This window comes from Pseudomonas sp. Tun-23181, from assembly GCF_057415455.1.
Genome location: NZ_CM171630.1, coordinates 1,532,751 through 1,545,907, shown reverse-complemented (window position 1 = coordinate 1,545,907; position 13,157 = coordinate 1,532,751). Strand labels below are relative to the sequence as shown.

Below are 13,157 nucleotides of genomic sequence, written 5' to 3'. Positions count from 1 at the left end.
CCATTCGCTCATTTTTTTGAACCCCCGCCGCCCCGACGGCTCTGAACCCTTACCGCCACAGCAAAAGGGAGCAAGGTTCGATGTCTGGTAACGAGCCCTTCGAAAGCGTGCCCATGGCCAACGACCATCCGGACCAGGCCATCAGCCTGTCCCAGGCGCTGCTGGCGCCGCGCATCGTGATCGAGGACACCTTGCCCGTGCTCGACGCCGGCACCTTCGCGGCCAAGGCCGTGCGCGGCCAGCCGGTGGAGGTGAGCAGCAAGGTCTACAGCGACGGCCACGACCGCCTGGCGGTGACCCTGCACTGGCGCCAGGCCCACAGCCGGCGCTGGCACTGCGTGGCGATGCACTCCCCGGGCAACGACCTGTGGCTGGCGCACTTCACCCCCACCGAGCTGGGCCCGCACCTGTTCAGCATCGAAGCCTGGATCGACCCCTTCGCCACCTACTGCCACGACCTGGAGAAGAAATACCACGCCGGCGTCGAGGTCAGGCTGGAGCTGGAGGAGGGCCGGCTGTTGCTGGGCCAGGGCGCCGAGCGCAGCCAGGGCCCGTTGCGCGAGCAGCTCGAACAGTTGCAGCAGCGCCTGTCGACGCTGGCAGCGGACGACCAGGTGGCGCTGTTGCTGCATGCCGACACCGCCGCGCTGATGATCGCGGCCGAACACCGCAGCTACCTGACCCGCAGCGCCGAGTTCCCCGTGGACGTGGACCGCGAGCGCGCCCTGTTCGCCAGCTGGTACGAGCTGTTTCCCCGCTCGGTCACCGATGATCCCCAGCGCCACGGCACCTTCGACGACGTGCACCAGCGCCTGCCGATGATCCGCGACATGGGCTTCGACGTGCTGTACTTCCCGCCCATCCACCCTATCGGCATGAAGCACCGCAAGGGCCGCAACAACGCCTTGCGGGCCGAGCCGGGCGACCCGGGCAGCCCCTATGCGATCGGCAGCCCGGAGGGTGGCCACGACGCCATCCACCCACAACTGGGCAGCCGCGAGGATTTTCGCCGGCTGGTGGCCGCCGCCACCGAGCACGGCCTGGAGATCGCCCTGGACTTCGCCATCCAGTGTTCCCAGGACCACCCCTGGCTGACCGAGCATCCCGGCTGGTTCAGCTGGCGCCCCGACGGCACCATCCGCTACGCCGAGAACCCGCCGAAGAAGTACCAGGACATCGTCAACGTCGACTTCTACGCCGCCGATGCCGTGCCCTCCCTGTGGCTGGCCCTGCGCGACGTGGTGGTCGGCTGGGTCGAGGAGGGCGTGCGGACCTTCCGTGTCGACAACCCGCACACCAAGCCGCTGCCGTTCTGGCAGTGGCTGATCGCCAATGTGCGCAGCCGCTACCCGGACGTGATCTTCCTCGCCGAGGCCTTCACCCGCCCGGCGATGATGGCGCGCCTGGGTAAGGTCGGCTATGCGCAGAGCTACACCTACTTCACCTGGCGCAACACCAAGCAGGAACTGCGCGAGTACTTCGAGGAACTCAACCAGCCGCCGTGGCGCCACTGCTACCGGCCGAACTTCTTCGTCAACACGCCGGACATCAACCCCTATTTCCTGCAGACCAGCGGCCGTGCAGGCTTCCTGATCCGCGCCGCCCTGGCCACCATGGGCTCGGGGCTGTGGGGCATGTACTCGGGCTTTGAACTGTGCGAGGGCACGCCGCTGCCAGGCAAGGAGGAGTACCTGGACTCGGAGAAGTACGAGATCCGTCCGCGCGACTTCACCCAGCCGGGCAACATCGTCGCCGAGATCGCCCAGCTCAACCGCATCCGCCGGCAGAACCGTGCCCTGCAGACCCACCTGGGGGTGGCGTTCTACAACTGCTGGAACGACAACATCCTGTACTTCGGCAAGCGCACGCCCGAGCGCGACAACTTCATCCTGGTGGCCGTGAGCCTCGATCCGCACAATGCCCAGGAAGCGCACTTCGAACTGCCCCTCTGGGAGCTGGGCCTGGACGACGGCGCCGATACCCTCGGCGAGGACCTGATGAACGGCCACCGCTGGACCTGGCACGGCAAGACCCAATGGATGCGCATCGAGCCCTGGCACCTGCCATTCGGCATCTGGCGCATCGAGCGGGCAAGTTAGGCGAAGAATCGGGGCCGCGAAGCGCCCCATCGCCGGCAACACCGTCGCAAGCTGAACCCGAACAGAAAGGAGTCGCACATGGCCAAGCGTTCCCGCCCGGCAGCCTTCATCGACGACCCGCTGTGGTACAAGGACGCGGTGATCTACCAACTGCACGTGAAGTCGTTCTACGACTCGAACAACGACGGCATCGGCGATTTCGCCGGGCTGATCGGCAAGCTCGACTACATCGCCGACCTGGGCGTCAACACCCTCTGGCTGCTGCCGTTCTATCCTTCGCCACGGCGCGACGACGGCTATGACATCGCCGAGTACAAGGCCGTGCACCCGGACTACGGCAGCATGGCCGATGCCCGCCGTTTCATCGCCGAGGCGCACAAGCGCGGGCTGCGGGTGATCACCGAGCTGGTCATCAACCACACCTCCGACCAGCACCCCTGGTTCCAGCGCGCCCGCTGTGCCAAGCGCGGCAGCAAGGCACGGGACTTCTACGTGTGGTCGGACGACGACCAGAAGTACGACGGCACGCGGATCATCTTCCTCGATACCGAGAAGTCCAACTGGACCTGGGACCCGGTCGCCGGCCAATACTTCTGGCACCGTTTCTATTCCCACCAGCCGGACCTGAACTTCGACAACCCCCAGGTGCTGAAGGCGGTGATCGGGGTCATGCGCTTCTGGCTCGACCTGGGTGTCGACGGCCTGCGCCTGGACGCGATCCCCTACCTCATCGAGCGCGACGGCACCAACAACGAGAACCTGCCCGAGACCCACGAGGTGCTCAAGGCGATCCGCGCCGAGATCGACGCCAACTACCCCGACCGCATGCTCCTGGCCGAGGCCAACCAGTGGCCCGAGGACACCCGGCCGTACTTCGGCGAGGGCGACGGCAACGAGTGCCACATGGCCTTCCACTTCCCGCTGATGCCGCGCATGTACATGGCCCTGGCGATGGAGGACCGCTTCCCGATCACCGACATCCTGCGCCAGACCCCGGAGATCCCCGCCAACTGCCAGTGGGCGATCTTCCTGCGCAACCACGACGAGCTCACGCTGGAGATGGTCACCGACCGCGAGCGCGACTACCTGTGGAACTACTACGCCGAGGACCGCCGCGCACGCATCAACCTGGGCATCCGCCGGCGCCTGGCGCCGCTGCTGCAGCGTGACCGTCGGCGCATCGAGCTGCTCACCAGCCTGCTGCTGTCCATGCCCGGCACGCCGACGCTGTATTACGGCGACGAGCTGGGCATGGGCGACAACATCTACCTGGGCGACCGCGACGGCGTGCGTACCCCCATGCAGTGGTCGCCCGACCGCAACGGCGGTTTCTCTCGCGCCGACCCCCAGCGCCTGGTGCTGCCGCCGATCATGGACCCGCTGTACGGTTACCAGACGGTCAACGTCGAGGCCCAATCCCACGACCCGCACTCGCTGCTCAACTGGAACCGCCGCCTGCTGGCGGTGCGCAAGCAGCAGAAGGCCTTCGGCCGTGGCAGCATGAAGATGCTCACCCCGAGCAACCGGCGCATTCTCGCCTATGTACGCGAGTACACCGATGCCGAGGGCAACAACGAAATCGTCCTGTGCGTGGCCAACGTTTCCCGCGCCGCCCAGGCCGCGGAGCTGGAGCTGTCCCAGTATGCCGACAAGGTGCCGGTGGAAATGCTCGGCGGCAGCGCCTTCCCGCCCATCGGCCAGTTGCCGTTCCTGCTCACGCTGCCGCCCTATGGCTTCTACTGGTTCCTCCTGGCCTCGCGCGATCGCATGCCCAGCTGGCACATCGAGCCGACCGAGAGCCTGCCGGAGCTGACCACCCTGGTGCTGCGCAAGCGCATGGAGGAGTTGCTCGAGGCGCCCTCCAGCGACACCCTGCAAACGACCATCCTGCCCCAGTACCTGCCCAAGCGGCGCTGGTTCGCCGGCAAGGAAGGGCCGATCGACCAGGTGCGCCTGAGCTACGGCGTACGCCTGGCCACGGCGGCCAGCCCGGTGCTGCTCAGCGAACTGCAGGTGCACAGCGACGGCGTGGTCGATCACTACCAACTGCCTTTCGGCCTGCTGCCGGAGGAGCAGATCAACAGCGCCTTGCCGCAGCAACTGGCGCTGTCCCGGGTACGCCGGGGCCGCCAGGTGGGGCTGATCACCGACGCCTTCGTCCTCGAGCCGTTCATCCGTGCCGTGCTGCGTGCCTGCCAGGAGCGCACCCGGCTGCCGAGCGATGCGGGCGAGCTGCATTTCGAGTGCACCGAACAACTGGCCGAGCTGGCGCTGGACGAGGACAGCGAAGTGCGCTACCTGAGCGCCGAGCAATCCAACAGCTCGGTGGTGGTGGGTGGGCGCCTGGTGCTCAAGCTGATCCGCCGGGTCAACCCCGGCATTCACCCGGAACTGGAGATGAGCACCTACCTGACCGCGGCCGGCTTCGCCAACATCTCGCCGTTGCTGGGGTGGGTCAGCCGGGTCGACGAGCAGCAGCAACCGCACTTGCTGATGATCGCCCAGGGTTACCTGGACAACCAGGGCGATGCCTGGGCATGGACCCAGAACACCCTGGAGCGGGCGATCCGCGACGAGATGGAGCCGACGACCGTCGAGCCGGAGGCGCACACCGACGCCCTGGCCGAACTCACCGGCTTCGCCGCCTTGCTCGGCCAGCGCCTGGGCGAGATGCACCTGCTGCTGGCCGCGCCCAGCGACGACGAAGCCTTCCAGCCACGGCCCAGCTTGGCCGCAGACAGCGAGCGCTGGAGCCGGCAGATCAGCGCCGAGCTGGCGCATGCCCTGGACCTGCTGGCCCAGCACCGCGACAGCCTCGACAGCGAAAGCCAGGCCCTGGTCGACGACCTGCAGCAACAGCGCGCGGGCCTCGCCCAGCACATCGACACCCTGGCCCACCAGGCCCAAGGTGGCCTGCTGATGCGCGTGCACGGCGACCTGCACCTGGGCCAGGTGCTGGTGGTGCAGGGCGATGCCTACCTGATCGACTTCGAAGGGGAGCCGGCACGTCCGCTAGAGGAGCGCCGGGCCAGGCACAGCCCGTACAAGGATGTCAGCGGCGTGCTGCGTTCCTTCGACTATGCTGCTGCGATGATCCTGCGCAGCGCCTCGGCGGTGGACTTGTCCGACGCCGCGCGCCAGGCCCGGCAGCGGGTCGCCCGGCAGTACCTGCACCAGGCGCGCCATGCCTTCGTCGAAGCCTATGGCCTGGCCACCGCCGCCATGCCCCACGCCTGGCAGCAGGCCGAGGGCGAACGCGCCGCGCTGGAGCTGTTCTGCCTGGAAAAAGCCGCCTACGAAATCACCTACGAAGCCGAGAACCGGCCAAGCTGGCTGGCCGTGCCCTTGCATGGCCTGCATGGACTGATCAGTACCTGGGGAGAGCCATAGATGAATGCAACCACGCGTGAAAACGGCGGCCTTCGGCAACGGGACCTCGACGCCCTGGCCCGCGCCGAGCACGCCGATCCCTTTGCCGTGCTGGGGCCGCACGCCGATGGTGCGGGCGGCCTGTTCGTTCGCGCCTTCCTGCCCAACGCGCTGAGCGCGCGAGTGCTGGCGCGCCATGATGGACGTGTGCTGGCCGAAATGGTGCAGGGCAGCCTGCCGGGCCTGTTCACCGCGCACCTGGACGAAGCCCATCCCTACCTGCTGCAGATCGGCTGGGCCGGCGGCGAGCAGATCACCGAAGACCCCTATAGCTTCGGCCCGCAGTTGGGCGAGATGGACTTGTACCTGTTCGCCGAAGGCAACCACCGCGACCTGTCCGGCCGCTTCGGCGCCCAGCCCACCCAGGCCGACGGTATCGACGGGGTGTGCTTCTCGGTCTGGGCACCGAATGCCCGGCGGGTCTCGGTGGTCGGCGACTTCAACAACTGGGACGGCCGTCGCCACCCCATGCGCCTGCGCCACGATGCCGGGGTATGGGAGCTGTTCGTGCCGCGCCTGGGCATCGGCGAGGCCTACAAGTTCGAAGTACTCGGCCAGGGCGGCGTGCTGCCGCTCAAGGCCGACCCGCTGGCCCGCGCCACCGAGCTGCCGCCGAGCACGGCCTCCAGGGTGGCCGGCGCGCTGCGCCACGCTTGGCGCGACGACGGCTGGATGGCCCAGCGCGCCCAGCGCCATGCCTACAACGCGCCGCTGGCGATCTACGAGCTGCATGCCGGCTCCTGGCGCTGCGAGCTGGACGACAGCGGCGAGATCGCCCGTTTCTACGACTGGCGCGAGCTGGCCGAACGCCTGGTGCCCTACGTGCAGGACCTGGGCTTCACCCATATCGAGCTGATGCCGATCATGGAGCACCCGTTCGGCGGCTCCTGGGGCTACCAGCCGCTGTCGCTGTTCGCGCCCACCTCACGCTACGGCAGCGCGGAGGATTTCGCCGCGTTCGTCGACGCCTGCCACCAGGGCGGCATCGGCGTGATCCTCGACTGGGTACCGGCGCATTTCCCCACCGACGAGCATGGCCTGGCGCGTTTCGACGGCACTGCCCTGTACGAGTACGACAACCCCCTGGAGGGCTTTCACCAGGACTGGAACACACTGATCTACAACCTTGGCCGCAACGAGGTGCGCGGCTTCATGCTGGCTTCGGCGCTGCACTGGCTCAAGCACTTCCACATCGACGGCCTGCGCGTCGATGCGGTGGCCTCGATGCTCTACCGCGACTACTCGCGCAAGGCCGGCGAGTGGGTGCCCAACCGCCATGGCGGGCGCGAGAATCTCGAGGCCATCGACTTCATCCGCCAACTCAACACCGTGGCCGCCCACGAGGCCCCAGGGGCGCTGATCATCGCCGAGGAGTCCACCGCCTGGCCCGGCGTCAGCCAGCCGGTGCAGCAGGGCGGCCTGGGCTTCGCCTACAAGTGGAACATGGGCTGGATGCACGACACCCTGCACTACATCCAGAACGACCCGGTGCACCGCGCCTATCACCACAACGAAATGAGCTTCGGGCTGATCTATGCCTATTCCGAGCACTTCATCCTGCCGATTTCCCACGACGAAGTGGTGCACGGCAAGCACTCGCTGATCGACAAGATGCCGGGCGATCGCTGGCAGAAGTTCGCCAACCTGCGCGCCTACCTGGCCTTCATGTGGACCCACCCGGGCAAGAAGCTGCTGTTCATGGGCTGCGAGTTCGGCCAGTGGCGCGAGTGGAACCACGACCACCAGCTGGATTGGTACCTGCTGCAGTATTCCGAGCACCAGGGCGTGCAGCGCCTGGTGAGCGACCTCAACCGCCTGTACCGCGAGCAGCCGGCCCTGCACGAGCAGGACTGCCAGCCCCAGGGCTTCCAGTGGCTGATCGGCGACGATGCGCGCAACAGCGTATACGCCTGGTTGCGCTGGAGCGCCGACGGCGAGCCGTTGCTGGTGGTGGCCAACTTCACCCCCGTGCCGCGGGAGGGGTATCGCATCGGCGTGCCGTTCGGCGAGCGCTGGGCGGAGTTGCTCAACAGCGATGCCGAGCTGTATGCCGGGTCGAATGTGGGGAACCTGGGGGCGGTGGCCAGCGAGCCGTTGCCCAGCCATGGGCAGCCGTTGTCGCTGGCGCTGAACCTGCCGCCGTTGGGCGTGCTGGTGATGAAACCGGCCTGACACCACCGGTGTATGGCAAGGGCTCACCCTCGTTCGCAGAGCACGCCAAGCCCCAATGCCGCTTACTTAAGACGGTCAGCGGTGATTTGGGGCCGCTTCGCTTACCGATCTTCCTCGAAGGCTTCTGGAGGTGGAGGTGCCGCGCGGACGTTGAAGAGGCGGCAGATGACGTACCAGCAGAGGGCAACGGACAGGTTGTAAGGGAACAACACGGCCCAGAACGGCAGTTGCCAGTTTTTCTTGCCCTGCATTTCACCAGGCTCGCCGGTTCGCCAGGGAGCGTAGTGCTGCCAGGCTTCGGCGGGTGTCAGGCAGATCTGATGCAGGGGCTTGTACCACCAGTTGGGTTCACCGGGGGGCGGTAGTTTGTCAGGGCCGTGGTCCATGAAGTGGCGGAGGTATTCCCAGACTTCGGCGACGTATTTGATGTCGGGTTCGGTCGGTTCGTTGCTGTCGACCCAGAGGCAGTCTTTCTGATGGAGGGTGCCGTCTGCTCTGCGGGGAGCGAAGGCGAGTGCATAGCTAGTACTGAAGGACGCACCGCCGAATTCAGTACGTTTGAATAGGCCGCCCCGCATGTTGTTCCAGTCGAAAATGAAAAGACTTTTGAAGCGCTTGTAGTAAACTTTTTTTGTGGATCTGTTTAGGTAGATGTTGGATAATTTTTTTATATAAAGAATTCGGTAGGCTAGAAACGGGGAGAAGATAAGGGGTGCAAGAAATTGCATGATCATAAGCAAATAAGCACGATCAAAAGTATCGGGTATAAAAATTTTGGGGTAGGTTAATAGAGCTAACCCGGATTTCTCATGAGGCCGGCAGGCGTGGCCGGTGAAGCCTCGGCGTATCAACAACCTGCCTTCCACCGCTAAAAATTGATCGTTTTTTATTCAATTCCCGCGTATGGGGCGCACTGCCCCCTTTCCCCCATTGAGCCGGGCCGGGGGCGCCCGCCTGTTCAGGTCGGCTTGAGGCGGGCAACCAGCCCCGCAAAGAGTTCCTGATGCGGATAGGCCTCGCTGATCAGCACGCGGATGCGCCGGCTGTTGCGAATGATCACCGCACCGATCTTGAGCAGTTTCAAGCGCAGGTTATGGATGCTCATGCGCGCCAATGCGGTGCCCTGGAGATGATCGCGTAGCCGTTCGAACAGCACATAGGCAAAGGCCGACAGCATCAGCCGCCACTGGTTGGTCCACCAGCGTGGGCTGGAGGTGCGGTCGGCGAACAGATCCAACTGTTGGTCCTTGATCCGATTCTCCATGTCGCCACGGCCGCAGTAGTCTTCGTAGTACTGCTGGGCAGCATCCTCGGCAAAGCGGGACACGACGATGAAGCGTGGATTGGCACCCTGCTCGCCATGTTCCAGGCGCGACACGACCAGGCGGCGCCTACGCCAACTACCGGCCTGATAGAGGAAGCGATACACGCCGGACATCTTCTGCCCGGTTTCTTGGTAGGCCTCGGCGACCGCTTGCATGGCCGGCGCCGCCATCCGCTGCAGGCGGGTGTTGCGGGCCAGACCCACCACATAATCCACCTGCTTGCGGTCACACCAGTCGAGCATGCGATGTCGGCAAAAACCGCCGTCACCGCGGAACACGATGCGGGTCTCTGGCCAGAAGCGGCGAATGAACTTGACCAGCAGTGCCAGGATGGCCCAACTGTGTCGGGCGCCATCGATGTTGCTCGGGCGCAAATAGCTCACCAGCAGATGGCGACCACAGAACACATAGAGCGGCAGGAAGCAGTAATGGTCGTAATAGCCATGGAAGAAGCGCCCTTCCTGATCTCCATGCACCGGCACATCGGTCGCATCGAAGTCGAGCACGATCTCAGCCGGCGCCTGGTCATGCTGGGCGATGAAGTGCTCCCACAGCAGGCGATGGGCTTGCACCACCGTTTCGCGATCGGCTTGCTGTTCCAGGCGCCCCAGAGTGGATTTGCCGGCCAGCGGTTGCAGGCGGTTGACCGCAGTCTGCAGCGCGTAGTCATGGCGCAGGCCGTCATGATCGTTGAGATCCTCGTAGCCGGCGGCCAGTGCATAGATACGCTGGGCGAGCAGTGTCTGCAGTCCATGCTGGACACGCCCAGGATCACGCCGATCGGGAACGATTTTGGCCAGGCGGCGGGTCAAGCCATGTTGCCGGTCGACCTCGCGCAGCAGCAACAAGCCCGCATCCGAGGTGATGTGACCACCGGTGAAAGAGGCCTCGACGAGGCGGCGAGAGAGGGGTGAAAAGTGGAGTTTTTCTGGTAGCATTTTGTGCGCGGCTGAAGACTTATGGGGCTTTGTTTGGCGACAAGAATCATAAGGCTTTCAGCCGTTTTTGTTTATGCGGTCATGAGAAATCCGGGCTAGAGCGGTTGCGAAGGAGTATGCCCCTTATGGCGTGCGGGCCAATGCTGTCTGTCCGGGCTTTGTGTCAACACCATTGGCAGAACAGGTGTTGGGGAACAAGTTTGATGCGGTACGCGCCTCGCAGCCTATGGCGAGAGTTTGTGAGGCCCATGAAGTCGCTGAGCTTGTGTACTGGCTTAGCTCCGAAGCAGCTTCTTTCGGGACTGGCGTGGCGGTGCCAATAGACGGTGGATTCCGGGCTTAGAGTTTCCTCGGCGTTTTCATGGAGCGTCTGCATTTAAGACCTACGTCATCGCTGTTGGGCGGCCTCAAGTAGGTCTGACCCTGGTCTTTGCACTGGCCTGTCCCGGCCTCTTCGCGGGTAAGCTACCCGCGAAAGGGCCGGTGCAGACAAAATGAAAGGCCCAAGGCTTTCACAAGCCCCGGGCCTTTGTTCAACAGCAACCCACTATCAGTGGAACTGCTCTTCCTCGGTCGAGCCGGTCAGTGCCGTCACCGACGAAGCACCACCCTGGATCACGGTGGTCATGTCGTCGAAGTAGCCGGTGCCGACTTCCTGTTGGTGCGCCACGAAGGTGTAACCCTTGCTGGCGTCGGCGAATTCCTGCTCCTGCAGCTTCACGTAGGCGGTCATGTCGTTGCGGGCGTAGTCGTGCGCCAGGTTGAACATGCCGTGCCACATGTTGTGGATGCCCGCCAGGGTGATGAACTGGTGCTTGTAGCCCATGGCCGACAGCTCGCGCTGGAACTTGGCGATGGTGGCGTCGTCCAGGTTCTTCTTCCAGTTGAAGGACGGCGAGCAGTTGTACGACAGGATCTGGTCCGGGTACTCCTTCTTGATCGCCTCGGCGAAGCGGCGAGCTTCCTCCAGGTCCGGCTTGGCGGTTTCGCACCAGATCAGGTCGGCGTACGGGGCGTAGGCCAGGCCGCGGGAAATGGCCTGGTCGAGGCCGGCGCGTACCTTGTAGAAGCCTTCACGGGTGCGCTCGCCAACCACGAACGGCTGGTCGTACGGGTCGCAGTCGCTGGTCAGCAGGTCGGCGGCGTTGGCGTCGGTGCGGGCCAGGATGATGGTCGGCACGCCGGCGACGTCTGCAGCCAGGCGAGCGGCGACCAGTTTCTGCACGGCTTCCTGGGTCGGCACCAGGACCTTGCCGCCCATGTGACCGCATTTTTTCACCGAGGCCAGCTGGTCTTCGAAGTGCACGCCGGCGGCGCCTGCTTCGATCATGTTCTTCATCAGCTCGTAGGCGTTCAGCACGCCGCCGAAACCGGCCTCGGCGTCAGCCACGATCGGTGCGAAGTAGTCGACGTAGCCATCGTCGCCCGGGTTCTTGCCGGCTTTCCACTGGATCTGGTCGGCGCGTCGGAAGGCGTTGTTGATACGCTTGACCACGGTGGGGACCGAGTCGACCGGATACAGCGACTGGTCAGGGTACATGGACTCGGCCGAGTTGTTGTCGGCGGCCACCTGCCAACCGGACAGGTAGATGGCCTGGATGCCGGCCTTCACCTGCTGGACTGCCTGGCCGCCGGTCAGGGCGCCCATGCAGTTGACGAAATCTTTCTCGGGGCGGAAGGACGGGTGGGCACCTTCGGTGACCAGCTTCCACAGTTTTTCTGCACCCAGGCGGGCCAGGGTGTGCTCCGGCTGCAGGGAACCACGCAGACGCACGACATCGGCGGCGGTGTAGGTACGGGTCACGCCTTTCCAGCGCGGGTTCTCGGCCCAGTCTTTCTCAAGGGCTGCAATTTGCTGTTCGCGTGTCAGTGCCATGGAAATAAAACCTCGTCGCATCAGTCTTGGTGAAGTAAGTGCTTGTGCTCGGCGCGGATCGGAGGCTTGGCGGCCTTGCTCGGCGGAAGGGCGACTGCGAACGGGGAGGCTCGAAGGGGAAGGGGTGTGCAGGCCGGGCGAGGTGTGGCGACAGGTCGGCTCGTGGTTGCCTCGCTGTATGGCGACAGGACTGCCGGGTACTGCGGTGATGCGCTTCCGTCCCTCGGGACAACTTCTTCGTTGCAGTCGCAATCCCGTCGAACCGCCTTGTGGGCCGTATGGACACGAGACGCCCCCAGGGGTGGGAGGAGCGCATCTCGAAGGCCCTTGCCAGGGCCTCTGATTAGCGGGAGCGAGGCCATCATGCCCTTGGGAAAAAGTGCCTGTCAAATGTTTTGTAGTGGTTTTTTTCTATTACTACATCCTTGGTCTAATACGACTCTCTGGTCAGTTTCAAGGCCTTGGGTCGAGGCCTTGAATTGCCTGGGATCACTCCAGAAGGTCGACTTTGACGCGCAGTGTCATGTTTTCACCGCGCTGCGTGCTGTAGCTGAGGCTCGAGGCGTTACGTTCGGCCTGGCTCTGCTGGTTGTACCCCGCCAGGGGGATCCACTCGCCGAGCTTGCCGGTGACCGTCGTGTCGGTGCTCTGGACTTTTACTACATCCTGACGTTCGCTGCTGATCCTGTCGTTATTGCTGCTTATTTGCAGACGAACCGTATCTCCGCTCAGGTTCGGGGTGACGTAGAAACCCTGGGTGACATTACGGTATTCGGTATCGCTCTGGATGCGTCCGTAACCATCGGTATGGGTGCTGGTGATGGGGATGCTCTGGCCCACCTGGATCAACGCGGGCACACCCTCGCTGGCCTGGATCTGCTGTAGGCCGCCGTCGCGATTGGCGGTGCCGTAGCGGATGATCCGCGCGTTGCCGCGGTTGTCCTGGAAATTGCTGTCGTTGTTGTCGACGCTGATCAACAGGCGCTTGGGGGCGGTGTCGAGTTGTTGCAGCAGGGCGCGCAGGTCGTCGATGCGCTCGGGGCTGGCATTGACGATCAGCTTGTTCTCGAAGGCGCTGACGCTGCCGTCCTTGCCCAGGAAGGACTGGACGGTGGGCAACAGTTCGGCGCTGGTGCGGTGCTGCAGCGCCAGCACCTCGGTGGCGGCCTGGGCGGCGAGGCTGGCGGCCAGCAGCAGGGAAGCGATGAGGGGGCGTAGCGGCATGTCCATGATCTCCGCAGGTGGAATGATCATGATGGCAAATTTGTCGAGGGTGTGCCGGGTGTGGATCACAGGGCAGGGTGGTTTTGCTTGATTT

The 13,157-nt window shown here is 64.5% G+C and carries 8 protein-coding genes; 4 read left to right on the top strand and 4 right to left on the bottom strand.

Annotated elements, in window-relative coordinates; genetic code table 11:
* Nucleotides 1-80 precede the first annotated feature (80 nt).
* From ACDI39_RS07555 to glgB, 3 genes are all read left to right on the top strand, one after another.
* On the top strand, nucleotides 81-2,099 hold the full coding sequence (locus ACDI39_RS07555; protein WP_253081420.1) for an alpha-1,4-glucan--maltose-1-phosphate maltosyltransferase: 2,019 nt from the start codon (nucleotides 81-83) through the stop codon (nucleotides 2,097-2,099).
* Nucleotides 2,100-2,177: 78 nt separating this feature from the next.
* Nucleotides 2,178-5,489 (top strand): maltose alpha-D-glucosyltransferase, encoded by a 3,312-nt coding sequence (treS, locus tag ACDI39_RS07550; RefSeq protein ID WP_486538212.1) that lies wholly within the window; start codon nucleotides 2,178-2,180, stop codon nucleotides 5,487-5,489.
* Nucleotides 5,490-7,700, top strand: a complete 2,211-nt coding sequence (glgB, locus tag ACDI39_RS07545) for a 1,4-alpha-glucan branching protein GlgB (protein WP_225790211.1) — start codon at nucleotides 5,490-5,492, stop codon at nucleotides 7,698-7,700.
* 101 nt (nucleotides 7,701-7,801) lie between these two features.
* Here glgB and ACDI39_RS07540 read toward each other — a convergent pair whose 3' ends face one another.
* Nucleotides 7,802-8,554 (bottom strand): DUF6708 domain-containing protein, encoded by a 753-nt coding sequence (locus ACDI39_RS07540; RefSeq protein WP_486538210.1) that lies wholly within the window; start codon nucleotides 8,552-8,554, stop codon nucleotides 7,802-7,804.
* Between the two features lie 104 nt (nucleotides 8,555-8,658).
* On the bottom strand, nucleotides 8,659-9,963 hold the full coding sequence (locus tag ACDI39_RS07535) for an IS1380-like element ISPa33 family transposase (RefSeq protein ID WP_010793081.1): 1,305 nt from the start codon (nucleotides 9,961-9,963) through the stop codon (nucleotides 8,659-8,661).
* Nucleotides 9,964-10,093: 130 nt separating this feature from the next.
* Here ACDI39_RS07535 and ACDI39_RS07530 point away from each other — a divergent pair, with 130 nt between their 5' ends.
* Nucleotides 10,094-10,306, top strand: coding sequence for an SDR family oxidoreductase (locus tag ACDI39_RS07530; protein WP_486538208.1), 213 nt, complete (start codon nucleotides 10,094-10,096; stop codon nucleotides 10,304-10,306).
* A gap of 207 nt (nucleotides 10,307-10,513) precedes the next feature.
* On the opposite strand, the gene aceA is transcribed toward ACDI39_RS07530, so the two are convergent.
* Both aceA and ACDI39_RS07520 read right to left on the bottom strand, forming a co-directional pair.
* Nucleotides 10,514-11,839 carry an isocitrate lyase gene (gene aceA / locus ACDI39_RS07525; protein WP_225788446.1) on the bottom strand — a complete coding sequence of 442 codons (1,326 nt, stop codon included), beginning with the start codon at nucleotides 11,837-11,839 and terminating at the stop codon, nucleotides 10,514-10,516.
* A gap of 489 nt (nucleotides 11,840-12,328) precedes the next feature.
* Nucleotides 12,329-13,093: a secretin N-terminal domain-containing protein gene (locus ACDI39_RS07520; protein WP_253081363.1), complete on the bottom strand. Its 765-nt coding sequence runs from the start codon at nucleotides 13,091-13,093 to the stop codon at nucleotides 12,329-12,331.
* Between the last annotated feature and the right edge of the window lie 64 nt (nucleotides 13,094-13,157).

Excerpts from the sequence above, each read along its gene's own strand:
- treS (WP_486538212.1), top strand. The coding sequence starts at position 2,178 with ATGGCCAAGCGTTCCCGCCCGGCAGCCTTCATCGACGACCCGCTGTGG.
- glgB (WP_225790211.1), top strand. The coding sequence starts at position 5,490 with ATGAATGCAACCACGCGTGAAAACGGCGGCCTTCGGCAACGGGACCTC.
- aceA (WP_225788446.1), bottom strand. The coding sequence starts at position 11,839 with ATGGCACTGACACGCGAACAGCAAATTGCAGCCCTTGAGAAAGACTGG.
- ACDI39_RS07520 (WP_253081363.1), bottom strand. The coding sequence starts at position 13,093 with ATGATCATTCCACCTGCGGAGATCATGGACATGCCGCTACGCCCCCTC.
- ACDI39_RS07555 (WP_253081420.1), top strand. The coding sequence starts at position 81 with ATGTCTGGTAACGAGCCCTTCGAAAGCGTGCCCATGGCCAACGACCAT.
- ACDI39_RS07535 (WP_010793081.1), bottom strand. The coding sequence starts at position 9,963 with ATGCTACCAGAAAAACTCCACTTTTCACCCCTCTCTCGCCGCCTCGTC.